The following is a 23,457-nucleotide window of genomic DNA, read 5'->3' on the forward strand; positions in this document are numbered from 1 at the left end:
CACGTTTGCATTACCCCTCAAGAGAACCCGGGTGTCGCGAAAGCCACTTTCGGGACATCAGACGTCGCGAAAGTGGCTTTCGCGACACCCCGGAAAAGCTGGTGTGACCCTCACGGTGGCCTCTTGGTCGTGAGTGGCGTTTCGGGTTATTGAGGGGAAGGGCAAACGTGTTGTGTTCGCGGGCGGGCCGTGCCGGACTGAGGGCTCCTTTCACCGCGTCCGATGCGGCGAAGGGAGCCTTCGGCATCGCTGATCTGGACCGGCCACACCCTGACTGTCCACACGGGACATTCCCTGACGGCTGAATGTCCGATTGATGCCCATATGTACGCTTTGCAAGGGGGTCGTGAGTGGCAATGCGGGTTCTAAGCCTCTTTATCACTCACGACCCTCTCGAAAAACGCATATCTAGCCATCAATCGGACATTCAGCTGTCGGAACGTGTCCCTTGTGGACACTCAGGGAACGACTGGCGCCCGCGGGCCGATCCAGAACCATGCCGCGAAGGCCACCTCTCGACCTTGAAGCCAGCGACGGGTTCTTTCATCACAGAGGCTCTAGTCCGCCACCTTTGTCTTGCCCCTCAACAGAACCCGAAACGCCACTCACGACGAACCCGACCCACGCGAACAGGGCGGGAGCTGCGGGCAGTCGGCGGGAGCCACCGTAGGGCTGCTTCGAGCCGCGCCGGGATCGGCGATGGTCCGCTCGGCGCGGCCATGGGCGACGTGATGTCGCCGCCCGAACTTGCCAGCCGGATTCGTGCCGCACTGAATCGAACCACGGAGTTCCCACACGTCGAGGAGCCCGTCGACGGCACTCCCGCGCTGAAGGTCGCCACCCCGGACGGCGACCTGTTCATCACCAAGGACGCGCCCCACCACGTCCTCCGATTCGGCGATGCGGCATCCACACCTGCCGTACCGCCGCTCCCCACCCTGCCGCCCGGTGCGCCGACTCTTCCCGGTATGCCGTCGCTCCCCGTGGGTGGGGGAGCGGGAACGGGAGCGCACCAGCCCGGAAAGGTCCGCCTGGAGCTGTCGTACCCGGGTAAGTCGCGCGTCATCGGAGTGTACGAAAAACTGGTTGCCGAGGTAGGAAACCTTGAAGTCGCGATCGACGCCAGCGTGTTGTTCGAGGTCGACGCGAATGCCCGGTTCACCGACTGCGAAGCACTGGCGTGCACGGTGGCCGTCAAGGTGAAGGCGTCCTCGCCGGCAGGTCGCGTCGTCGGACCGGTGACCGCCGATGTCCGGCTCGACATGACGATCGACGGCATCCCGGCCGGTGAATGCCGCACGACCGGCCAACTACCCGCCACCAGGGTCGGCACCATTTCTTGCGTTCACGACGACCTCGAGTGGACCGCGATCTACACGCTGATGGAGGCGGCCAAGAAGGTCAAGCCGATCACGTTCATCCAAGCCAAGGGCGAACTCCAAGCCCGTGCTCTGATCAAACCAGACGTGGAGAAGCTCAAAGATCGGGTGCGCGAAGAACTCGCCGAACAACGTCGCGGGGGCGAGGAATGCGTCGGACTCGCGTCGCCGGCCGGTGAGCCGTGCCATGACCCGTGCCCACCCGGGACACCGGTCAATCAGTTCTTCCCCGCGGCCGTCGAGCCCGCCAGCGTCAACGGGAAGGTTTACGAAGACGGCAGGGCGATCGGTGGAGCGGTATGCCTGACCGCTCTGCGGCGTCCGCGCGGGCCGAAGCCGGAGGAACCGCACGACAAGATCTCCGGAATGGTCAAGGGTCACTTGGTGGCTGACCTGTTCTGGGGTTCGCGCATGATCGACAACGTGGTGGCGATGCACTCCCGGGCGAACAATCCCGGGATGCTGCACAACGTCGAGACGACGGTGCGCAAACATGTCGATGCCCACGAGAAGGTCTGGTATCGAGCGATCGCCCATTACCCGAACCCGCACACGCCGGTGCCGGACAGCGTCCTCATCGAGGTCGACGGAAGTCGTGGGCTGTCTTGCCGGATCACGGTCGCGAACACCCCGGAGGGCACCGCTTCAGGCAAGTGCAAGGGTTCGTAGGACGGCTGGGCGACGACCGGCGAGCGCGTCCGGTCCATGTTCCGGCGCGGTGGGGCAGGGGATCAAGCGGCGATCGAGGCTTCGCGTCCGGCCTCGTTCGCCGGCCTCCGTGTCCGGGGTAGCACGAGACAGGTCAGGGCCAAGCCGGTCAGGCTCAGTGCCGCGCCCGCCAGGCCGGTCCACCGCAGAGCGTCGGCGGCGACGATCGCGCCGCCGATGATCGAGCCCGCCGCGGCGCCGAGGTTGAAGGCGCCCACGTTGAGGGAGACCGCCAGGTTGGGCGCGGCGCCCGCGTGTCGCAGGATCATTCCCTGAAGCGGGGCGATGGTCGCGGTGGCGAGCAGGCCGAGCACGAGGACGGCCGCCACGGCGGTGGGCTGCCAGACCACGGCGAACGGGATGAGCAAGAGCGTTCCCGTCAGTCCGCCGAAAACTCCGCGTACGGTGGCGTTCAGCGACTTGTCCGTCAGCCTTCCGGCCGTGAGGTTGCCGAGGAAACTGCCCGCACCGTAGGCCAGTAGCAGACCGGAAACCGCCGCGGGGGAGAAGCCGGAGACACGGGTCAGCGGGGCGATGTAGGTGAACACCGTGGCCACTCCGGAGAAGCCCACCGCGGTGGTGAGAATGGCGAGCACGACCGGCCGACGTGCCACTACGCGTATCTCGTCACGCAGTCGTGTGGACGGCGCCTCCTGCCGGGGTAGCACGGCGGCCAGAAGCATGGTGCCCGCCAGGGACAGAACGGTCAGCACGACGAAGGGGGCCCGCCATCCGGCACTCTGCCCGAGCAGCGCCCCCAGCGGCACTCCGAGGAGCGTGGCCGCGGTGAATCCGGAGACCACGGTGGCGATGGCCGTTCCGGTCTTCTCGGCCGGCACCACCCGGGTCGCCGCTATCAGCGCCAAGGAAAGAAAAGCGGCGTGACTGAGCGAAGACATGACACGACCTGCCAGGAGCAGACCGAACGACGACGCCACAGCGCTGATCGCGCTCCCCGCGGCGAACAGCAGCATCAGTCCGATGGCGAGCCCCTTACGCGGCAGACGTGAGGTCAGCAGGGCCATGAGGGGTCCGCCGATCACGACTCCGAGCGCGTAGGCGGTCACCGCCTGCCCGGCGGTGCCCACCGAGACGTCCAGATCCTCGCCGACTTGGGGCAGCAGCCCGGCGATCAGGTACTCCGAGGTACCTACGACGAAGACGCTCGCGGACAATGCGCCGAGCGTCGCGAAACCCTTGTTCACCTTCATGCCGCAGACGCTAAACTCTCACATCGATATGAGAGTCAAGTCGGGAGGTCCACGTGCGCATCGGTGAGTTGTCCCGGCGGACCGGTGTGGCCGTGCATCTGTTGCGCTACTACGAGGAACAGGGGCTGCTCCACCCGCAGCGGCGCCCCAGTGGTTACCGCGAGTACGTCGATGAGGACGTCGCCGTCGTCCGCCGGGTCCGCAGCCTGCTGGCCGCCGGTCTGGGCACTTCGACGATCACCACGGTCCTGCCGTGCCTGCGGGATACCGGAGACCGTCTCGTCCCGACTTGTTCGGACCTGCTCGCCGATCTTCTCCAGGAGCGCGACCGCATCGCTCAGGGCATCAGCGATCTTCAAGCCTCCATGGACGCGCTCAACGACGTCATCGCGGCGGCTCCGGCCGACGTCACCCGCCAGGCACGGGCATCGCTAGGCGGGTGAACGAATCGGCACGCACAAAGCGACTCGGCCTGAGACAATTCTTTCAAGCGCTATCGATAGTAAAACGTTGCAACGCCTCTGAAGCACTAGGGCACCCTGTGATCGAAACCGTCTTCAGGGATTTCAGGAGCCGTTCGGCGCCGGCAAATGAAAGCAATTCTCCGCCTTCGATCCTAAGTTCTTCAATCGACTCCGTAAAAGTCAGGCAAGTGAGGTCGGCCAGCTCCATAAAGCGGAGACTCAGGGTTTCCAGCCGAAACTTTGTCCCGATCATCCACAGCTTTTCTTGTGGCCACCCGCAGAGTCTCAGGTCTGATACTTGTTGTAGAGAGCCATACTTGTCCGCGAGTACGGCGTCTGAGTCGGCGTCTGAGTCGAAGTAGACGAGCTCCAGTTGCTTGAGCGATTTCATGTACTGCGCTGGAACAAGGTCAAGAGCGCACTTCACTTGCAGGCTGGTCCGGGACGACTTCGCCAGTACCGCCTCGCCGAACGCGCGTTCGTCGAATCGTGACGTGCAGCGGAGGAGTTCTTCGGCCACGCGTGGGCGAGGATCGGAAGCGAACTTCGCGAGTAGCGGTAGCGCTTCTTCGAGCCTGGTCTCGGCCAGTGCCCGCATGGTGGCGGTAATCTCGTCGATGGTTTGCGGCTGGCATGCCGCAAGCAGGTCAAGCACGTACTCGCCGGCAGCCGCGACTTTCTGGGCCTGGGCCATCGAGGCCGGCGGAAGCAGCCGCGCCGTCTTGACCTGGATCTCCCGCCGCAGGTCACCGCTCAGTTCAGGCGCGGTCTCCAGGGAAGCCAGCACTAGCAAGTGCAGATCGCCTCGTTCGAGCAGGCGTGTCAGTAACTCCTCGCGTTGCTTCTGGGACGCATGTCCGACCGACATCACCACGACCTCGTGCCACTGGTCGAGGTGCGCATTCTGGACGACTGTGCCGACGTCGTCAGTGTTCATCGCATCCTGCGCCGCCAAGTACTCCTGGAAAGTTCGGTGGATAAAGTCGATCCGGCCCTGCACCGGCTGGCGAAGCAGGCCCGACCGTTCCAGCAAGTGGCGGTAGACATCCTGGTTGCCTGCCCTGACCTGCGGCATCTGGTGAAGCCGCTGAGAGATGCGGTAAAGGACGCGTGGCTCCTCAGCGTCGGCATAGCCGTTGCGGATGAGCCAGTAGGCGAGGTCGGCCAGCAGCAACGTCTTCTCGGTGCGCCCCAGCCCTTCGATGGACGAGATCCGCCGTTCGACGTCGCGGCGCTCCAGCAGCATTTGCAGTGCCACGTCATACAGTTCCATGCGGTTGCTGGGCAGCGTCGCCCGGCGGTCCTGGTGCAGGGCGCACAGCAAGGCGCACAACAGTGGGTATCCGGCCAGCTTGCGCAGGTGGCCACGGCTTTCCAGCTGCTCCAGCAACCGCACCTCGTAGTCATCGAGAGCTCGGTGCGACTCGTCGTCAGCGCGAGTCGACCGCATGGCATTGTGCCAGCGGCCGACGAATCGTCGGACGTCGCCGCGGCTCATGGGCTGTAGGTCCAGCACCTCGAACCCCGCGTCGGCCAGCCACTGGGGGTCGGTACCTGCGGGGCGAGATGTGACGATCATCCTGATCCGGGGGAACGCGTGGACGAGATCGCGCAGCCAAGTGCGTGCCTCGTCCCGGCGGTCCGCAACCAGCTCGTCCACGCCGTCGACCAGCAGGACCGCGCTGCCGTCACGTAGTTTTTCGAGGACGTATCCCGGCGGCATCGAATCGGCGACGTACCTGCCGCCTTCGTCGAGGAACTGCGCTGGCCCGGGAAGCTCGCGGCCGGCGTAACGGCGGAGTGGAATGAAGAAGGGGACTGTCCCGTTCCACCCCGCCAGTTGCTCAGGGAAGTCGCCCTGGGCGCTGCGCACGGCGACCCACTGCAGCAGAGTGGTCTTGCCCAATCCCGCGTCACCGCGGATAAAGACCCGCTGCGCATTCGCCAACAGACCCTCGACACGTCGCACAGGGCCGGATACATCGCTGGTAGCGGTCAGGCCGATGTAGGCCACGGAGAGCGGGTATCGGCGGCTCGCGTCGCCCAGGGTCACGCCGAACATCTCGACTTGGTCGAACTTCCGAGCAACGAGCTGGCGGTAGTCGTAGTCGAAGCCAGCCTCGCGATCGCGCTGCGGCAGGCGTGCCAGTACCTCACGGATGCCATCGAGCATTTCGCGGTCGCGCCGTAACACCTCGGTCAAAGCGTTCGCCGAGAATGCTGGCAAACCGCGGGAAATCTCGATGACGTAGCCACAGCACTCGCGCAGCAACAGGTCGTGCAACGCGGTTCCGTCCGCCGACAGCAAGGTGGTCCGCGACGAGACCCGGCGCCGAATCGCCCGGTCCAGGTGCCCGGCGTCGAGGTCGGCCGCGAACAGGTCGGCGTCGTCGAGCGACGCGTCTTCGAAAGTGTTGCGCACGGCCTCGACCGCAGCGAGCTTTTCGTTCTCCGGGAGCGATCGGAACTCGGCGTCGAGGATCGGCTCGATCCTGTCGACCACGGCCTCCGCAAAGTTGTCCAAGAGGCGCGCGAACCTGCGCCGGTCCCGCTCCTTCGTGAGCTGCCCGGACAGCTGATCGACCAAGGCGCCCCCGACCTCCGAGGCAACTTTGTGTTCACCGAGCCACAGCTTGGTGGCTGTCCGCACAGCCACGGTGCCAAGCGTAATCAACGCGGTTTCAATCGACATGAGCTCATCCAAGCCCATCCATACGATCCGGGACTCCTGACACGGGTGAGTTAACCTAGAAGCACTAAATCGCCGCCTTGAGCGATCCACCTCGACAAGTCACGCAGTGGCGGTGCTCGTGGGGCGCCGAACTGCGCTCGAAGACAGTGCTTCAGATACCAGCGCAGGCGCTGAGACTCATACACATTCAGGGAACACGCCAGCACGGTGAGCTTGACAGCCCTGCTGAAGACTTTTCAACCGGGCGACCGGAGCGGTCAGGCTGCCGCCGGAGCGTCCTAGTGGTCGACGTCTCGTCCGAGAACCGCGCCATATGAACGACGATAGGCTCATGTATCCGGAGATCGAGCCCCACGCGTCAGGCCACCTGGACACCGGTGACGGCAACCTCGTGTACTGGGAGGAATGCGGCAACCCCGACGGTAAGCCTGTGGTGTTCCTGCACGGAGGTCCCGGCGGCGGTTGCTCACCGTCGCACCGCAAGCTGTTCGACCCGTCCGCCTATCGGATCGTCCTGTTCGACCAGCGCGGGTGCGGGCGGTCGCTGCCGCACGCTTCGGCGTCGGGCGATCTTTCGTTGAACACGACCTGGCATCTCGTCGACGACATCGAGCGCCTGCGGGAGTCGCTGGGCGTCTCGCGGTGGCAGGTGTTCGGCGGGTCCTGGGGGTCGACGCTGGCGTTGGCGTACGCCGAGAAGCACCCGGAACGCGTGTCAGAGCTGGTGCTGCGCGGGATCTTCACGCTGCGTTCGTCCGAAGTGGACTGGTACTACCGGGGTGGCACGGCGCACGTCTTCCCGGACTTGTGGGAGAAGTTCACGGCGCCGATCGCCGGGCTCGACGGCGATCCCGTCGAGCTGTACGCGAAGCTGCTCGCCGACCCCGACCCCGAGGTGCACGGGCCGGCCGCTGTCGCGTGGAGTACCTGGGAGGCCGCGACGGTGACACTGCTTCCCAGGCCCGAACATGTGGCGGAATTCGCCGATCCGGAATACGCGCTGGCGTTCGCGCGGATCGAGAACCACTACTTCGTGAACAACGGGTGGCTCGAGGAGGGGCAGCTGATCCGGGACGCTGACGCCTTGAAGGACATTCCCGGCGTGATCGTGCAGGGGCGATACGACCTCGCCACGCCCGCGATTTCCGCGTGGGACCTGCACAAGGCGTGGCCGGAGTCGGAGCTGGTGATCGTGCCGGGTGCCGGGCACGTGTACGACGAGCCCGGCATCCTGGCCGCGTTGCTGGAGGCGACGGATCGGTTCCGCGACTAGCTCATCCGGGGTTGCCGCACAGCCAGGTCAGCACACTCGGCCGAGGTCCAATCGGGACAGCTCCCGGCGCGTCCGCACGCCGAGTTTCGGGAACGCCCGGTACAGGTGGTGTTCGACGGTACGCGGGCTGAGGAACAACTGTGCGGCGATCTCGCGGCTCGTACCGCCGTCCGCGGCCAGCCGGACGACCTGGAGTTCTTGTGGGGTAAGGCGGTCCAACAGGTTCTCGGCGGTGGGTTCGGCGGCCGGGCCGGAGTCGCCCGTGGCCTCGAGTTCGATCGACGCGCGGTCGGCCCACGGTTTCGCGTGCAGCCGCGAGAAGATCTCCAGTGCCGAGCGCAGCGGAACGCGTGCGTCACTGCGACGTCTGGCTCGGCGCAGCCATTCGCCGTAGAGCAATTCCGTGCGTGCTCGTTCGAAGGGGCGTTCGCCGGGTGTGTGGATTTCCAGTGCGCGTAGGTAATGCGCTTCGTCGTCGCCCAGAATGGCGCGGCAGCGCGCCGCCACGGCCTGGGCCCACGGCTGTCCGCCCGCCGTCGCCCACGCTTCGAATCGGTGGAACGCGGGTTCGGCCCGGCCTGGATCGCCCAGGCGCACCGCCGCCTCCAGCTGGTCCGCGGCGGCCGTGATCACCACCGTCGTGTACGCGAGCGGTCCGCGCTGCACGGTTTCCAGACGGTCCAAAGTGGACTGATAGCGGCCGAGGCCGAGGTCGAGCAGTGCGAGCGCGGCGGTGCTCGCCGCACCGCCGGCGTCCGGTGTCGCTTCTGCCAGCTCCTGGCAGCGCCGCTCGTCACCTTCGATCGCCGCCATCCGCGCCATCACGGCGTTCAGCCGCGGTAGCCGCCGGTGCGACCCGGTGTCGCGGGAGATCCGCGCCGCTTCGGCCACCGACGCGGCGGCGTCCTGGTGCAGTCCGGCCGAAATCTGCGCGCCCGCGAGGTCATGCAGTACCTGGGGGAGTACGCCGATCAGCCCGTCACGTCGGCAGCGGGCCACTTCGGCGGACGCGAGTTCCCTGGTGGTGGTGTCGTCACCGAGGATCATCGCGCTGTAGGTGCAGGCGAGATCGGAGTTCGGAGCGCGCCCGACGAACTCGGCCAGCAGCGGCAATCCGGTCGCGAAGTCGTCGTCCACCAGGCAGGCCATACCCCGTACCAGCGGATCGGTGCCGTCCAGCGCGTCGTTCGCGGCGCGCACGGTTTCCCGGTCGCCGGAGAACCAGGCGTACCGGGCACCGGTGCGCACCATCGCCACCGCATCGGCGGGTTCGGCGGACCGGGCGTGCTCGACGAGCAGACGCGCGGCCGCGCGCCCGTCTCCCCGTTCGAACTCCACGGCGGCACGCACCTGCGCCATGCCCGCGCGCGCCTTGGTGTCCTCGGTCAGCGGCTCCGCCTCGCGGACCAGTTCGGCGGCCTGCTCTCCGTGCCCGGCGGCGAGTGCCAATGAGGCCGCCTCTCCCAGCCGTGCCGCTCGCATCCCGGTTTCGGCGGTGAGTTGCGCGGCTTGCCGGTACAACCCGGCGGCCGCGGAGAACGCCGTACGCGCCCGCGCTCGTTCGGCCGAGCCGGCGATCTCGGCGGCGACCCGCTCATCGGGAGCGGTGGTGGCGGCCGCGAGATGCCGGACCCGGCAGTCGGCGTCCGAAGTGGATTCGGCGAGCGCCTGGTGCACCGAGACCCGGCGCGCGAGCACGGCACCCTGGTAGGCGGCGGTGCCGATCAGCGGGTGCCGGAAGGTGATCGTCGTTCCGGTGACGTCCAGGAGCCGCGCGGTCTCGGCCTGTTCCAGATCGGCGAGCCCGACGCCCAGCGCCTCGGCGGCACCGAGCAGCGTCGGCAGGTGCCCGCGTCCCTCGGCCGCCGCGAGGAGCATCATCAGCCGGGTCCGCGAGGGCAGCGCGCTGATCTGCGCGCGGAAGCCCGCCAGCACGCGGTCGCCCACCGGCAGCGGTCCGGCGGCGACGTGGTGTTCCCGTTGCGCGGCGGCGAATTCGAGCAATGCCAGTGGATTACCCGCCGATTCCTCGAATATCTGCGACGGCGACGGCGGTGTCAGCCCGCGTTCGGCGAGCAGCCGACCGGCGTCTGCCGCATCGAGCCTCGCCGGGCGCAGTTCGGGAAGATCCGGTGCGGTGAAACCGGTGTCCCTCGCTCCGAACAGCATCGCGACGCGGTCCGCGGCCAAGCGCCGGGTGGCGAACAGCACCGCGTCGGCGGTCGCGCGATCCAGCCACTGCGCGTCGTCGATCAGGCACAGCATCGGACCGTCGTCGCCGAGGTCGGAGAGCAGGGTGAGCACGGCGAGCCCGGTCACGAACCGGTCCTGGCCGCTGGTGCGGCCCGAATCCAGGACAGCGCGCAACGCCTCCGCCTGCGGACCGGGCAGCGCGGCGAGCCGGTCCTGGAGCGGCCACAACAAGTGCACCAGCCCGCCGAACGCCAGGTCGGCCTCGGCTTCGATCCCGGTCACCCGTAGCACGCGCAGTCCGGCCGCGGCCTCGTCCGCCCAGTCCAGCAGCGCGGACTTCCCGATGCCCGCCTCACCTCGCACCACCAGCGAGCCGCTGCGTCCGCCGCGAGCCGCCGCGAGCAGCGCTTCGATCGCCGCCTGCTCGCCGGCCCTGCCGTACAACACGCCAGCCTCCGTAACCGCGGGGGAGGTACGTAGGCCGAACCCCAGTACCCGGTACCGAAACCTTACCGATTCGGCGGCCGCTCGCCCGGACGAAGGTTCACCGCATGAACGTTTTGCTGACCCCGCACTCCACGGGCACCCTGCCACTGCCGAACCGCCTGGTCATGGCGCCGATGACGCGCAGCCGCGCGACAGGCGGCCGGGTGACCGGGCTGACCGCCGAGTACTACGCGCAGCGCGCCGGAGCCGGCCTGATCATCACGGAAGGTACACAGCCGAGCATCATCGGTCAGGGCTACATCGACACTCCCGGCCTGCACACACCGGAGCAGGCCGCCGCGTGGCGCGTGGTCACCGACGCCGTGCACTCGCGCGGCGGCCGGATCTTCGTCCAGCTGATGCACTCCGGCCGGATCGGGCACCCGTACCTCTACCCGGACGGTGCCCTGCCGCTGGCGCCGTCGGCGATCGCGTCGGGCGAAAAGCTGTACGTCCCGGGTGATCTGCTCGACCATCCGGAACCGCGGGAAATGACGCTGGCGGACATCGCCCGATCCGTGGACGATTTCGTCGCCGCCGCGCGGCTGGCGATGGAGGCCGGATTCGACGGTGTCGAACTGCACGGCGCCAGTGGCTACCTGATCCACCAGTTCCTCGCCGGCAACACCAACCGGCGCACCGACGCCTACGGTGGCCCGATCGCGAACCGCCTCCGGTTCGCGGTGGAGGTGGCGCGGGCGGTCGGCGACGCGATCGGCCCGGAGCGCACCGGCATCCGGCTGTCACCCGGCTCGACCCTCAACGGCATACGAGAGAGCGACACCGAACTGCTGTATCCCGCGCTCATCCGCGCCCTCGTCCCGGCAGGACTGGCGTACGTGCACATCTCCGAGTCCGGCACGCGGGACATCACCAAGCTCATCCGCGCCGAGTGGCCCGGCACCCTCATCCTCAACCCGCACCCGACGGGCGAGGAACCGGCGAGCGCGGCGGACGGCGCGGACGCGTTGCGGGACGACGTCGCCGACGCGATCAGCCTCGGCCAGTTGTGGCTGGCCAACCCGGACCTGCCCGCGCGGATCGCCACCGGCGGCCCGTTCACCACAGCCGATCCCTCGACGTTCTACGGCGGCGACCACCGCGGTTACACCGACTACCCCACCATGGACGAGCGATGAGCGCACGGATTTCGGCGCCGTGGCTGGCTTTGCTGGCCGGTCCGCTGTCGTTCGGCATCGCCGGGCCGTTGCTGATCCTGCCGGACGCGGCCGCGGCCCTCGGCACCGGAATCGCCACGGTGACGTGGATCGTGACGGCGTTCGGCTGGGGTATCGCCGTCGGCACGCCGCTGCTCGCCGGCCTGCAGAGCCATCGCGGCGTCCGGACCGCGTTGCTCACTTGCGCCGCGCTGGTGCTGGCGGGTGCCATCGCGGTGGCGACGGTTCCGTGGCTGCCGGTGCTCATCGCCGGTAGCGCCCTGCAGGGGCTCGGTACCGCCGGCTTCACCACGATGGCCATGAGCCTCGCCGGGTCGGCGCAGGCGATGGGCCTGATCACCTCGTCGCTGGCGGTGGTCGGCTCGGCGTCGCCGTTGATCGCCGATCTGGTCGGCGACGCGCTCGGCTGGCAGCTGGCGCTGGCACTGCCCGCACTCAGCTTGCTCGGCGTACCCGCGGCCCTGCGGCCAGGTCGAAACGTGACGCCCGCCGTGCCGTCCCGTTTCGACCTGGCCGGCGCGATTCTCGTGACCGCGATGGTCACCGCCCTGGTGCTCGTGCCGCATTTCTGGCTGTCCGCGGCCATCACGGTCGCCGTCATCGCGGTCCTGCTGGCCGGGCACCTGCGGGCGCGGCCAGACGGGTTCGTGCCCGCCGCGCTCTTGCGAACGCCGGTCTTCCTGATCGCGGCCGGGCTCGCGTTCGCGCTGGCGGTGGCCAACTTCGGGCTGGTGTACGTGCTGCCGCGGCTGTTGACCGAGCAGTCCGGCTGGACCAGCGGCGAGGTCGGGCTCGCCATCCTGTGGCCGCTGCTGTTCGGCGGGCTGATGTCCTATGTGGTCGTCGCGGTGACGGCGAAAGCCCCGTTCCGGGCGGTGGCGGTGCTGTTCCCTGCGCTCGCCGCCGTCGCGCTGGTGCTCGCCGGGGTGAGTGTTTCCCCTGCCGTACTGCTGATCGCGCAGGCCCTGACCTCGCTCGCGGCGGCCTCGGGCCAGGGTGTCTACGCGGTGCGTGCCGGGGACGCGGCCGGGTCGCATCGCGCGGCGGGGATGGGCTTGTTCAATCTCGCCTATTTGCTGGGGGCGGCGTTCGGTCCGGCACTGGCCGCGCTTCTCTGAAGACCGGTTCGCGGGAAATCTCCGTGCGGCGCGCCACCGCGGCGGTTTACCCTGAGGGCATGGCGCGGCGGATCATGTATGTGCAGCTCAAGACGGGCTATGACACCGATCGTGGCCCGTCGTGGATCACCTGGGTCCGTTTTTCCAAGACCTGGAGGACCGCGTACCTGCACGGCCGAACGCTGCGGCGCCGGCCAGGCGTCGACGGGAACTTCTCCGACATTGAGACCGGAGAAGAGTTCTGGGTCTCCGGTCCGAAGCGAGACCGGACCGATGGACGGTACGGCCGCGTGCCGCCAGAGATCGATGACGACGCTCGACGGCGGTACGAGCAGTTCCTCCGGGGAGCTCCACTGCCCGGACGTGAGCACGGGTAGCCACATCCGGGGCAACTGTCGACCGTGCTGCTGAACGTCCATTATGGACTCGGATCCGGCGCTTACATCATCGCTCGTCCCTATCCCGGCAGTGACAGGGAAGGGACGAGCGACGTGATCTTGCCGAGGTCAGGACTTCTTGCGAGGTGCACGCTTGCGCTTGACGGGAGCCTCTTCGGCGACCGGTTCGACGGGAGCCGACTCGGCGTTGTCGAACGCTTCGTAGATTTCGTTGGGAATACGGCCGCGTTCGGCGATCGCGTACCCGTTGGCCGAGGCCCAGGCGCGGACCTGCTGGTTGCGTTCCCGGTCGGTGGGCTTCGCCGTACCACTGACCACGGTGGACTGTCCGGTTGCGACCTTCACTTTGCGTCCGCCGATTCGCCTGCTGGCGTCGATGAAGCGCTCGAGCTCGTCGCGCAGGGTGCCTGCGTTGTCGTCGGAGAGGTCGATCTCGTAGGTGACGCCGTCGAGTGCGAAGGGCACTGTCTGGGTGGCTTCGCCACCGTCGATGTCGTCGACGATCTGAACGGATACCTTTTGTACCATCGAGAGTGCCTTCCGCTAGGTCATTTCACGCCGGTTCGGATTGGCGCAGTGCCAATGAGTCTAGCTGTCGTTCACCGCGCGGTGCCTGGCGAGCCTGCGCGGCCGCAAGATCGGTGTGTTCGTACAAGGGTGCCACCTTCGTTCCGGTGTCTCTCGTGAAGTGGAAAGGCAGGCTGTCATTTCGGTTCCGACCCGCCCTCGCGTCCTGATCGTCGGGCTGGGGGTCAGCGGTATCGCCACGGCGCTCCGGCTGCACGAGATCGGCTGGCAGCCGGTGATCGTGGAGCGAGCCGCCGGCCGGCGCACCAACGGTTACTTCGTCGGATTGTTCGGCGCGGGCAAGACCGCCGCGCGGCGGATGGGAATACTCGACGGCCTGCGCGATCGGGCGTCCGGCGGCGCGCACGTCGAACTCGACCGCGGCGGCCGCAGATCGCCGGGAATGGGTTTCCGGGATCTGCCGGGCAGCCCCTGGCTCATGCTCCGCGGCGACATCGAGCAAGCGGCGTACGCCGCGCTGCCCGCCGAAGTCGAGATCCGGTTCTCCACGGTTCCGGTGGCGATCGCCCAGGACGCCGATGGGGTGGACGTCGAACTGCGCACGACGACCGCCGGGACCTCGGTGACCGAGCGCTTCGACCTCGTCGTCGGGGCGGACGGACTGCGATCCGCGGTGCGCTCACTCGCATTCGGGCCCGATCGGCGCTTTCTGCGCCGCCTCGGGCACATGCTGGTCGCGTACGAATTCCCCGGCGTCCCCGAAGGCCTCGCCCGCGGGGAAGGGGCCACGATGATCGAACTGGGCCGATCCGTCTGGGTCTTCGCCTTCGAGGACCGGGACCCGACCATCCTGCTGTCCTACCGCAGCGACGACATCGACGCCGAGTTCACCCGGCCGTGTGCCGAGCGGGTGCGGGAGGTCTTCGGCCCCGAACCGTTCGGGGCGACGCTGGGCAGTGTGCTGGCCGTGCTCGAATCGGCCGACGACGTCCTGTTCGACTCCGCCGAACAGGTCCGCATGGACCGCTGGTCGAACGGACGGGTCGTACTCGTCGGCGACTCGGCGTGGTGCGCGACGGCCTACGCGGGCACCGGGGTGTCCGCCGGCCTGGCGGGCGCGGACCTGCTGGCCACCTTTCGCCAGGAACGGCCGGACGACGTCGGCGAAGCCTTACGCCGCTGGGAAGAAGTGTTGCGTCCCTACATCGAACGCTACCTGCGGACAGGGCTCGGCCAGCGCGGCTTCTTCACTCCTGGCAACCGGCGTGAAGCACGTCGGCGCAAAGTGATCACGCGGCTCGTCACCACGCCGATCCTCGGGCCCGCGGTGCTCCGTCTCAGCTCGCACACCCCCAGCGCGAAGCTGAAGGACACCGACATCGTCGCGACGATCACTCGCCGCCGTAGTCGAATTCCCCGCCGAAGTCGGGCCCGACGACGCGCGACTTGATCGAAGGGATGGCGTTGATGTGCTCGCCCATTTTCGCGAGACCGGCCACCCTTTCCTCCTCCGTGACGCCGGGCTTGAGGGTGAACCGAATGCAGTGGTAGATCATCGGAGCCGCCTTTCAACCGGCGTTCGCCACGGGGGCGAACGTGTGTACTTCGGCGGCTTCGCCTCTGGCGTAGTGGGCGTAGTCCTCGATGAGGCCGTCGAGCTGCCAGGGCGGGAGGAGACCGGTCAGCGCGGCGGTGAACCATCCTTGCGCGATGGAACTGGCGTAGGCGAGCAGCGCCTGGAGATACAGGTTGGGGCGCAGCACGAGGGGAGTTCCGGATGCCATGACGGTCTCGTGAAACGGCGCCCGCTCGCGTCGGTGACGATTGCCTACTTGTGCCGATGCCCTGGTGCGGCGGCGTCACCCCTAGGGTTCACCCCATGCCCACGACGTCCCGATCGCTCGTCGGAAGGCGCGACGAGATCACGGCACTCCTCGCTCTCGTCCGCGCGGCGGAACAAGGCGAGGGCGGTGTGCTCGTCCTCCGCGGTGAACCGGGAATCGGCAAGAGCGCGTTGCTGGAGCACGTCGAACACGCGGCGCCGGAGCGGTTCCGGATCATCCGTGCGTCCGGGGCGGAGTTCGAGGGTGAACTGCCGTTCGCGGCACTGCATCAGCTTTGCGTTCCGGTGCTGGCGCAGCTCGAAACGCTGTCCGCGCCCTACCGTGACGCTCTCTCTGTCGCGTTCGGGTTGGCGGAGGGCGCGCCGGATCCGTTCCGCGTCGGCCTCGCCACGCTGGAACTGCTCGCGGCCGCCGCGGCGGAACGTCCCGTGCTGTGCGTCGTCGATGACGCCCATTGGCTGGACGCCGCCTCGGTGAAGGCGTTGACGTTCCTGGCGAGGCGCGTCGCGGCGGAGCCGATCGCGATGCTGTTCGCGGCCCGCGACCAGGACGCCGTTCCCGGGCTGGACGATCTGCCGGGGTTGACGATCAGCGGCCTGACCGACGCGAACGCGCGCGCGTTGCTTGCCGAAGAGAAGACCGCGACGCTCGACGAGCGGGTGCGTGACCGCCTTCTCGCCGAGGCACGCGGGAACCCGCTCGCCCTGATCGAGCTGCCGAAGGCGGGTGGCTTCGCGTTGCCGACGCCGTCGCCGGTCGCGAGCCGGATCGAGCGGAGTTTCCGGGCCAGGATGACGGAACTGCCTCCGGACGCGCGGCTGCTGCTCCTTCTCGCGAGCGCGGATCCCACTGGCGACCCGGGACTGCTGTGGACGGCCGCACGGCTGCTGGGCATCGACGTGCCCGCCGCGAGCGCCGCCGCCGAAGCGTCCGGGCTGGTGCGGTTCGACACGCGTGCGCGCTTCTGCCATCCGCTGGCCCGCTCGGCCACCTACCGCGCCGCCCAGCCGGAGCAGCGCGTCGCGGCGCACCGGGCGCTGGCCGACGCCACCGACCCGGTCGCCGCCCCGGACCGGCACGCCTGGCACCGGGCGCAGGCCACCACCGGACCGGACGAGGAGGTCGCGGCGGAACTGGAGTCGTCGGCGTCGCGCGCGCAGGCGCGTGGGGGAGTCGCGGCCGCCGCCGCGTTCCTCGAACGCGCCGCCGCGTTGTCGCTGGACCCCGGCAAGCAGACCGAGCGCACACTCGCGGCCGCGCGGGCGACACTCGCGGCGGGCCGGGCGACCGCGTCCGCGGATCTGGTGGCCAGTATCGACACCGAAACGCTGGACGACGTCCGGCACGCGGAGGCGGACCTCCTGCGCGGGCAGGTCGCGTTCGTCCAGGGTGCGGACGGGGCCGTCAAAGGACCGGAACTCATCTTGCGGGCGGCGCAGCGGCTCGCCGCCGTCGATCCGGCACGGTCACGCGAATGCTTCGTGGCGGCGCTGGAGATGGGGCTGGCCGTCGGACGCGCCGCGGGAGTGATGGACCGGGTGCTCGACGCGGCCCGCTCGGCACCGCCGTCGCCGGGACCTCCGGATCTCCTCGACGCGCTGGTGCTGTTGAGCACCGAAGGACACCGTGCCGGGGTGCCCGCGCTCCGGCGGGTGCTCACCGGCGAAGACGCCGACTGGACCAGGGTGCCCGCATTGGCCACGGTGCTCGCGGGCGAACTGTGGGACCTCGACCTGCACACGTCGGTCGTCGAATGGCTGGTGCGGACCGGGCAGGACACGGGATCCCCGATGGCCATCCGGCTCGGCCTGTCGCAGGTTGCGGTGTCCGCGGTCCTTCTCGGCGACTTCGGGCGGGCGATCGACGCGGTCGCCGAGGAGGAGGCCATCGCCGATGCCCTCGGCGACCCGCCACAGCTCTATCCGAGAGTGCACCTCGCCGCGATGCGCGGCCGCCGTCAGGAAGTGCTCGACCTGTTCGCCGAGGTGACGAGCCGGGGAAGCGGCCAGCTCACCGCGAACGCGCATTGGGCGACGGCCGTGCTGTACAACGGCCTCGCCGAATACCCGGCCGCGCTGGAAGCGGCCACGCGAGCCGTGGCGGGCAACGATCTCTTCCTCGCCGGGATAGCGCTGCCCGAACTGGTGGAAGCCGCGGTCCGATGCGGCGAGAACTCCGTCGCAAGATCGGCGCTGGAGTCCCTGGCCGAGCGCACGGAACCCGCGGGAACCCGCTTCGCCCTCGGTGTGGCGGCCGGCGCTCGGGCGCTGGTCAGCGACCGGGAAGACGACTACCAGGAGGCACTCGAGCACCTGACGGGTAGCCCGGTGACCCCGCATCTCGCGCGGGCACACCTGCGGTACGGGGAGTGGTTACGCCGCGCGGGCCGCCGTCGCGACGCACGCGAACACCTGCGTACCGCGCATGAACAGTTGTCGGAGATCGGGCTGGAGGCGTTCGCCCGGCGGGCCGCGGGCGAGCTGCGCGCGACCGGGGAAGTGGCCCGGAGCCGTTCCGAGCACACCTACGACCGCCTGACCATGCAGGAGACGCACATCGCGCGCCAGGTCGCGGCGGGCGCGACGACGAAAGAGGTGGCCGGGCGCCTGTTCCTCAGCCCCCGCACGGTCGACGCCCACTTGCGCAACATCTTCCGCAAGCTCGGTATCACCTCGCGCAGGCAGCTCAGGGACATGTCCGACCTCGGGTGACCGGGCTAGGTGACTCCTACCGACGCGAACGGGGTCGACGCCGCACGACGATGGTCGCAGACACGCGGAGCGTGCCGCTCCAGTCCTCGCAAAGGTCTGCGAATGATCACCGAAATCGACGTGAAAGCACCCGCGGTGGTGCACCGCGACACCGTCGTCGACGTGCCGCTGCGGTGCGTGTGGCGGCTGCTCACCGAGGTGTCCTCGTGGCCGGACTGGCAACCCGACATCACCGCCGCGGCAGCCGATCGTCCACTTCGGACGGACAGCACGATCCGGTGGAGCACGGCCGGGCTCGACATCCAGTCCACTGTGTACCAACTACGGACCCCGGACCGGATCCTCTGGGGCGGAACCGCCGGCGGAATCACCGGCATCCACCTGTGGACGTTCGAGGTGATCGGGTCCTCGGTGCACGTCCACACCGAGGAGTCATGGGACGGAGGCCCCGTGCTCGCTGACGTCGACGGCATGCGGGCCGCCCTCGGTGAGTCCCTCGCCGCCTGGCTCGGGCATCTCAAGAAGGCCGCTGAGAAGCATCTCGTGTTCGCGTGGGGTGAGTGAGGCGAGTTTCGGCAGTGGGGGAGTGTCGACATCCATCCCAATCCCCGGTCAGTCGGTGCACGGCCGCACACCGAGAGGAGTACCGCCGCGGCAGGTTCGCGAAACAGCGCGATTCGGCGCGGGCACGCCGGTCGCGGAGTCCGCAGCTCGCCGAGCAGCCATCCGTTTGCGGTGCACTCGGGAAACTCGAGATCACGCGGACTCCTTCGCTCAAGCATGCTCGCGACGTGTGATCGAGTGACTTCGCCGAATCCCTCTTTAGTGGTGAATGCACGGGTTGTTTGTTGCTTAAAATTACGAACACCTGTTCGATTAATTGCGGTATTATTGTGGGGTGTCCGAGACGATCCTTCCCGAGTTGCCGCAGGAGTTGTGGCGCGCCGGCAAGCTGGAGCTTGCCCATGGCGTGCAGCAGTTTCTGCAGGTGATGCGGGTCGCGTCCGCCGGGTTGGGGCGGTATCTGGCGGAGGTCGAGGCTCGTGGCGTCAAGGATTTGTTCGGGTATGGGACGACGGTGGCGTGGTTCGCTGATGTCGCGGGGCTGAGTCAGGGCGAGGCGCGGCCGTATGTGAATCGCGCTATCGATCTGAATCCGACGCGTGCTTTGGATGGGACGGAGATTCCGGCTTTCGCACCGGCGACCGCTGTTGCGGCGGAGGAGGGTGTGGTCGGTGAGGAGCGGATCAAGCAGATCGTGGAGATTCTGCGGAAGATCCCGGCTGGGGTGTCGGTGGAGGATCGGGAGCACGCGGAGACAACCCTTGTCGATCTCGCCCGGAAGGCGGGGCCGCGGCAGGTGTCGGATCTCGGGGACCAGCTGCTGGGCTGGTTGGATCCGGACGGCAAAGAACCGAAGGATCCCGAACCCGCTCAGCCTCGCCGCGAGTTGACCTTGGAGCGCCGCAAAGACGGGTTCTGGAAGCTGAATGGTCTGCTGGATGACGAGTTGGGTGCCCGCACCGCGGCTGTGCTTGAGGCGTATGCGAAGCCGCGTCCGGTGGACGAGTTCGGCCAAGCCGATCTGCGCTCGAAGGCTGAGCGTCAGGGTGACGCCTGGGCCGAGCTAGTGGATTTGGCGATCGCGTGCCCGGACCAGCCTGGGACCAGCGGCTATCGGACGTTGATTCATGTCACCATCGGTCTCGACGAGTTGAAGTCGGGTCTGGGCACGGCGTGTGTGGACTTCGTCGGAACCATGACCGCGCGCGAGGCTCGGATGGCGGCCTGCGACTGCCTCATGCTCCCCGTCGTGATGAACGCCGCTGGTGAACCCCTCGATGTGGGACGGCTGAGACGGTTCGTCACCCCCGGGCAAAGACGGGCGCTCAACATTCGTGACGGGGGCTGCGCGTTCCCGGGGTGTCATCGGCGGCCCAAGAACTGCCACGCCCATCACATTCTTCACTGGGCAGACGGGGGACCCACCGATCTCCGGAACCTCGTGCTGCTGTGCGGTTTTCATCACCGGCTGATTCATCACGGGGATTGGGAAGTGCGGATGGCCGGGGATGGGCTACCGGAGTTCATTCCGCCCCAGTATTTGGATCCGTTACGAAGATCGCGGCGTAACACCCACGCTTGATTCGAGGAGCCCGCCAGCCACACCGGCGACGGGCCCCTCGGCATGCCCACACCACCCAACCCGTGCATACGCCAGGGCCAAGCCTGTCGCGAGTAAGGCACCTCCGCCGCATGCGATGCGATGAAGGGAGCCTTCACTGTGGCTCCATCGGGACGACAGTGTTGCGAAAGCCGTGTCCGCAACCTTCAACGTTGCGAACACGACTTTCACCACACCGCCACCGAGGGGTGGCATGAGCACGCCACCTTTGACTTACCTCTTAAAGTAACGACGTCTCCCACGCGGTCACCGCGCCACCCGTCACCTGGTCGATCCAGGTCCGATAGCCGGGAACGCTGTTGTAGATTCCGGGACCGTTGAGGCAGTTGCTGCTGTTGTTGCCGGATCGGCTGGTGGCGCCGGTCAGCTCACCGCCCAAAATGGACGGTCCTCCGGAATCGCCGTAGCAGGCACTGGTTCCGGGCGCGCCCTGGAAGCAGATTTCCTTGCCTCGCTTGAAATCGGCGGTACACCTGGAGTCCGCGACGGTGGTGGTGTCCACCTCGCGAAGCTGTGGCGACGCGCCACCGCAACCGGGGGTGCCGCACGTCTGACCGTGCCCGATCAGCTTGTTGACGGTGCCGACGGCCGGGCTGGAGGCCGCGATCTTGATCGGCTTGCCAGTGGCCGCTCTCGACAACTTCACCACGGCGATGTCGTTCGCGCCGAGGGTCGCGCTCGCCGCGGTGATGAGCTCGCCGCCGGAGCCGGTGTTGACCGCGCCGATCCGAGCCGAGAAACCGCCACCGGTGGAGCCCTGGACGCAGTGCTTCGCCGTGACGAGCCATTGCGGGGCGATCAGCGACGCCCCGCAGAAATGGCGGCCATTGCGTTGCAGTGACGCGAAGAACGAGTAAGGAGTGGTGACGACCTTGCCGCCGATGATGAAAGGTTCGATCGGCGGTCCGGCCGGTGATTCGGCCACCGCCGCGGGCCCGGCGAAGAGCGACCCGGCAAAGAGGGCGGCGGCGATCATGGACATACGTCGGATCCACATGATTTTTGGGCCTCCTGCAGCGAAAGGGGAGTCCAGCATGGGACGGGGTTCGGTAGTGTCAGATCGATCTACACCCGACCGTAGTGCTCTGTCGAGTATCCGGTACCCCCATTGGTACTGAATCGGACATACCATCGACGGGTAAGGCGAAGGGCGGCTGGGCGACGCTGTCCACGCGAACGCTGTTGGTGATCATGCGGGGTATTGGTGGCGTGCGGAGCGGATTTCGCTGATGGACCGTCACTCTGACAACGCTTATCGGAGTCGGAACTTTATTCGGCGTGAGCGTTGCCGCCATTCCTTGGCGGCCCATAGGCTGGCTTCGGGAATACGCGAAATTCTGGGGAGACCATATGATTCTGGTGACCGGTGCGACTGGAACCGTTGGCCGGCGTCGAGGCCATGCATCTCATCTCGTTCGGGGGTGAGGGTTACGCGCCGCTGGAAACGGCGCCGGAGATCGTCGATCTCGCCGTGCGGGCCGGTGTGGGCAAAGTGACCGTGCTGACCGGGTATCAGGTAGGTCCCGTGGAGCGGGCCGTGGAGGCCGGTGGTTTCGAGTGGACCCATGTGCAGCCGGTGGAGTTCATGGCGAACGCGGTCCGCGCGATCGGTGCGGCGATCGGCCGCGATCTCCGGTTGATCGAGCTCACCGAAGACCAAGTGCGCGATCAGCTCCGTGCTGCGGGGCAGCCGGACGAGGTCATCGAATCCCTCATCGGATTCGGCACGAACCCGCCTCCCGAGGTGCACGCGGTCCTGCCGACCGTCGAGGAGGCCACCGGCCGTCCGGCACGCACCTTCACGCAATGGGCCACCGAACATGTCGAGGCCTTCCGCTGACCCGAAGGCGTCCGGACTTGGCGGGCGGCTCCTGCGGGGTGCTCAGACCAAGTCGCGCCAGAGGTGAAGGACCTGCGCCATGAGATGGAAGGGGAGGGCTCGTCCGCGGGTGTCGTCGACGGTCCCGGTCAGGTGCAGGTCGAGTTCCGGGCAGTGGAACAACCAGGTCCCGGTGACGCCGGAGTGACCTACCAGCGTGAGCGGGCGTCGTCCTGCTGACCTGAGGCGGCCCACGGTGAAGAACATGGTGCCGAGCCCGTAGCGGAGGACCGGGATGTTGCGGAGCCTGTTCCGCCGCTCGGTGAGGAGTTCCACCGACCGGGTGCTGCGGAAGAGGTCGCCGGCGAGCAGTGCCCGCTGGAAGGTGAGGAGGTCGCCCGTGGTGCTGATCAAGTCGTTGCTGGACTCGATCATCGAGGTCAGTTCCACCCGGCGTTGTCCGGCGTAGAGCGAGCAGGGTGCCGCGCCTGGCCCGGGAAGCCGAGTGCGGGTGAGGCCCAGTGGTCTGGTGATCCGTTCGGCCAGCAACTCGGCGAAGGTGTGACCGGTCACCGTTTCCAGGGCTCGGATGAGCAACTGGAAGCCGGTGTCGGAGTAGCGGGCCTTCTGCCGTGGGGCTGTCAGGTCCTGTGGCACGAAGTACGGGCGCTGGTGCTCGCGGACGATCCGCAGTACGTCCTCGAAGTCCCATGCTCGATCCCGGCCGTCACGGAGGTGCTCGTACAGGCTCGTGTCCGATCGGCGTTTCTCGAAGTGGTCAGGCAGGCCGGAGGTATGGCTCGCCAGGTGGTGAAGGGTGAGGGCGTCGGTCCGGTCGACGCCGTGGAGGACGTGGAGGCCGGCGACCGTCTCTTCCGCCAGGTAGTCGGTGATCGGCGCGGACAGTGCGAGTTCACCGCGCTCGTGTGCCTGGAGCACGAGCGCGATGATGAACCGCTTGGTGATGCTCGCGGTGAAGAACGGGCGGCCGGTTCGCGGTGGGTCGTCGGCGCCGGCCGGGGTGCAGGCGGCCGACCAGCGCAGCTTCTCGTCCCCGCTCTCGATCGTGGTGACGAGGTGGTGGAGTCGCCGTCGGGCGACGAAGTTCTCCACCAGGCGCGTCAGTCGCACGTCCGCGTCGGCGGAGACGCTGTTGCCGGGCCCTGGAGTCGTGGCAAGTGGTGGCATCGCGGCGGTCCCCTCACGGCTGCTGACGCTCTATCAGTCTCTTAGACATGTCTACTAGACATGTCTAAGAGGGTCAATGCGC

General features: G+C 67.8%; 18 protein-coding genes. 11 read left to right on the top strand and 7 right to left on the bottom strand.

Annotation, left to right across the window (positions count from 1 at the left end):
• Positions 1-350 precede the first annotated feature (350 nt).
• Positions 351-2,048: a DNA/RNA non-specific endonuclease gene (locus ACZ5IK_RS30760; protein WP_465490902.1), complete on the top strand. Its 1,698-nt coding sequence runs from the start codon at positions 351-353 to the stop codon at positions 2,046-2,048.
• A gap of 62 nt (positions 2,049-2,110) precedes the next feature.
• On the opposite strand, the gene ACZ5IK_RS30765 is transcribed toward ACZ5IK_RS30760, so the two are convergent.
• The gene (locus ACZ5IK_RS30765) at positions 2,111-3,298 is read right to left on the bottom strand and encodes an MFS transporter (RefSeq protein WP_465490903.1); all 1,188 of its coding nucleotides are present in this window, start codon (positions 3,296-3,298) and stop codon (positions 2,111-2,113) included.
• A 53-nt stretch (positions 3,299-3,351) separates the two neighbouring features.
• Here ACZ5IK_RS30765 and ACZ5IK_RS30770 point away from each other — a divergent pair, with 53 nt between their 5' ends.
• Positions 3,352-3,741, top strand: a complete 390-nt coding sequence (locus tag ACZ5IK_RS30770) for a MerR family transcriptional regulator (RefSeq protein WP_465490904.1) — start codon at positions 3,352-3,354, stop codon at positions 3,739-3,741.
• 43 nt (positions 3,742-3,784) lie between these two features.
• Here the strand turns inward: ACZ5IK_RS30770 and ACZ5IK_RS30775 are convergent, their stop codons facing one another.
• Positions 3,785-6,454 carry an NACHT domain-containing protein gene (locus tag ACZ5IK_RS30775; RefSeq protein WP_465490905.1) on the bottom strand — a complete coding sequence of 890 codons (2,670 nt, stop codon included), beginning with the start codon at positions 6,452-6,454 and terminating at the stop codon, positions 3,785-3,787.
• Between the two features lie 331 nt (positions 6,455-6,785).
• Here ACZ5IK_RS30775 and pip point away from each other — a divergent pair, with 331 nt between their 5' ends.
• On the top strand, positions 6,786-7,727 hold the full coding sequence (gene pip, locus ACZ5IK_RS30780) for a prolyl aminopeptidase (RefSeq protein WP_465490906.1): 942 nt from the start codon (positions 6,786-6,788) through the stop codon (positions 7,725-7,727).
• A 27-nt stretch (positions 7,728-7,754) separates the two neighbouring features.
• Here pip and ACZ5IK_RS30785 read toward each other — a convergent pair whose 3' ends face one another.
• Complete coding sequence (locus tag ACZ5IK_RS30785) at positions 7,755-10,367, bottom strand: AAA family ATPase (RefSeq protein WP_465490907.1); 2,613 nt, start codon at positions 10,365-10,367, stop codon at positions 7,755-7,757.
• A 104-nt stretch (positions 10,368-10,471) separates the two neighbouring features.
• Between ACZ5IK_RS30785 and ACZ5IK_RS30790 the strand changes: the two genes are divergently transcribed.
• Genes ACZ5IK_RS30790 through ACZ5IK_RS30800 form a run of 3 tightly spaced genes read left to right on the top strand, consistent with a single transcriptional unit; the run spans position 10,472 to position 13,079 of the window.
• Complete coding sequence (locus tag ACZ5IK_RS30790) at positions 10,472-11,545, top strand: alkene reductase (protein ID WP_465490908.1); 1,074 nt, start codon at positions 10,472-10,474, stop codon at positions 11,543-11,545.
• Positions 11,542-12,702 (top strand): MFS transporter, encoded by a 1,161-nt coding sequence (locus ACZ5IK_RS30795; RefSeq protein ID WP_465490909.1) that lies wholly within the window; start codon positions 11,542-11,544, stop codon positions 12,700-12,702. Before ACZ5IK_RS30790 ends, ACZ5IK_RS30795 begins: the two co-directional genes overlap by 4 nt.
• Positions 12,703-12,761: 59 nt before the next feature.
• Positions 12,762-13,079, top strand: a complete 318-nt coding sequence (locus ACZ5IK_RS30800; protein ID WP_465490910.1) for a hypothetical protein — start codon at positions 12,762-12,764, stop codon at positions 13,077-13,079.
• Between the two features lie 129 nt (positions 13,080-13,208).
• On the opposite strand, the gene ACZ5IK_RS30805 is transcribed toward ACZ5IK_RS30800, so the two are convergent.
• On the bottom strand, positions 13,209-13,628 hold the full coding sequence (locus tag ACZ5IK_RS30805) for a histone-like nucleoid-structuring protein Lsr2 (protein WP_465490911.1): 420 nt from the start codon (positions 13,626-13,628) through the stop codon (positions 13,209-13,211).
• 160 nt (positions 13,629-13,788) lie between these two features.
• Between ACZ5IK_RS30805 and ACZ5IK_RS30810 the strand changes: the two genes are divergently transcribed.
• Positions 13,789-15,078, top strand: a complete 1,290-nt coding sequence (locus ACZ5IK_RS30810) for an FAD-dependent monooxygenase (protein ID WP_465490912.1) — start codon at positions 13,789-13,791, stop codon at positions 15,076-15,078.
• Positions 15,079-15,196: 118 nt separating this feature from the next.
• On the opposite strand, the gene ACZ5IK_RS30815 is transcribed toward ACZ5IK_RS30810, so the two are convergent.
• On the bottom strand, positions 15,197-15,412 hold the full coding sequence (locus ACZ5IK_RS30815) for a hypothetical protein (protein ID WP_465490913.1): 216 nt from the start codon (positions 15,410-15,412) through the stop codon (positions 15,197-15,199).
• 95 nt (positions 15,413-15,507) lie between these two features.
• Here ACZ5IK_RS30815 and ACZ5IK_RS30820 point away from each other — a divergent pair, with 95 nt between their 5' ends.
• The 3 genes from ACZ5IK_RS30820 to ACZ5IK_RS30830 all read left to right on the top strand — a co-directional run bounded on the left by ACZ5IK_RS30820 (position 15,508) and on the right by ACZ5IK_RS30830 (position 20,329).
• Complete coding sequence (locus tag ACZ5IK_RS30820; RefSeq protein ID WP_465490914.1) at positions 15,508-18,183, top strand: AAA family ATPase; 2,676 nt, start codon at positions 15,508-15,510, stop codon at positions 18,181-18,183.
• A gap of 102 nt (positions 18,184-18,285) precedes the next feature.
• Entirely contained in the window at positions 18,286-18,747 is a 462-nt protein-coding gene (locus ACZ5IK_RS30825; RefSeq protein WP_465490915.1) for an SRPBCC family protein, read from the top strand.
• 334 nt (positions 18,748-19,081) lie between these two features.
• Complete coding sequence (locus ACZ5IK_RS30830) at positions 19,082-20,329, top strand: HNH endonuclease signature motif containing protein (RefSeq protein ID WP_465490916.1); 1,248 nt, start codon at positions 19,082-19,084, stop codon at positions 20,327-20,329.
• 259 nt (positions 20,330-20,588) lie between these two features.
• On the opposite strand, the gene ACZ5IK_RS30835 is transcribed toward ACZ5IK_RS30830, so the two are convergent.
• A complete protein-coding gene (locus tag ACZ5IK_RS30835; RefSeq protein ID WP_465490917.1) occupies positions 20,589-21,365 on the bottom strand; it encodes a S1 family peptidase in 777 nt (258 codons plus the stop codon).
• A gap of 369 nt (positions 21,366-21,734) precedes the next feature.
• On the opposite strand from ACZ5IK_RS30835, the gene ACZ5IK_RS30840 reads away from it, so the two are divergent.
• The gene (locus ACZ5IK_RS30840) at positions 21,735-22,208 is read left to right on the top strand and encodes a Rossmann-fold NAD(P)-binding domain-containing protein (RefSeq protein ID WP_465490918.1); all 474 of its coding nucleotides are present in this window, start codon (positions 21,735-21,737) and stop codon (positions 22,206-22,208) included.
• Between the two features lie 42 nt (positions 22,209-22,250).
• Here the strand turns inward: ACZ5IK_RS30840 and ACZ5IK_RS30845 are convergent, their stop codons facing one another.
• Entirely contained in the window at positions 22,251-23,375 is a 1,125-nt protein-coding gene (locus ACZ5IK_RS30845; protein WP_465490919.1) for a serine hydrolase domain-containing protein, read from the bottom strand.
• Between the last annotated feature and the right edge of the window lie 82 nt (positions 23,376-23,457).

The sequence above is a fragment of the Amycolatopsis sp. NPDC031561 genome (assembly GCF_055580625.1).

Coding starts and splice junctions, on each gene's coding strand:
- ACZ5IK_RS30765 (WP_465490903.1), bottom strand. CDS start 3,298: ATGAAGGTGAACAAGGGTTTCGCGACGCTCGGCGCATTGTCCGCGAGC.
- ACZ5IK_RS30775 (WP_465490905.1), bottom strand. CDS start 6,454: ATGTCGATTGAAACCGCGTTGATTACGCTTGGCACCGTGGCTGTGCGG.
- pip (WP_465490906.1), top strand. CDS start 6,786: ATGTATCCGGAGATCGAGCCCCACGCGTCAGGCCACCTGGACACCGGT.
- ACZ5IK_RS30790 (WP_465490908.1), top strand. CDS start 10,472: ATGAACGTTTTGCTGACCCCGCACTCCACGGGCACCCTGCCACTGCCG.
- ACZ5IK_RS30795 (WP_465490909.1), top strand. CDS start 11,542: ATGAGCGCACGGATTTCGGCGCCGTGGCTGGCTTTGCTGGCCGGTCCG.
- ACZ5IK_RS30800 (WP_465490910.1), top strand. CDS start 12,762: ATGGCGCGGCGGATCATGTATGTGCAGCTCAAGACGGGCTATGACACC.
- ACZ5IK_RS30805 (WP_465490911.1), bottom strand. CDS start 13,628: ATGGTACAAAAGGTATCCGTTCAGATCGTCGACGACATCGACGGTGGC.
- ACZ5IK_RS30815 (WP_465490913.1), bottom strand. CDS start 15,412: ATGGCATCCGGAACTCCCCTCGTGCTGCGCCCCAACCTGTATCTCCAG.
- ACZ5IK_RS30820 (WP_465490914.1), top strand. CDS start 15,508: ATGCCCACGACGTCCCGATCGCTCGTCGGAAGGCGCGACGAGATCACG.
- ACZ5IK_RS30825 (WP_465490915.1), top strand. CDS start 18,286: ATGATCACCGAAATCGACGTGAAAGCACCCGCGGTGGTGCACCGCGAC.
- ACZ5IK_RS30835 (WP_465490917.1), bottom strand. CDS start 21,365: ATGTGGATCCGACGTATGTCCATGATCGCCGCCGCCCTCTTTGCCGGG.
- ACZ5IK_RS30845 (WP_465490919.1), bottom strand. CDS start 23,375: ATGCCACCACTTGCCACGACTCCAGGGCCCGGCAACAGCGTCTCCGCC.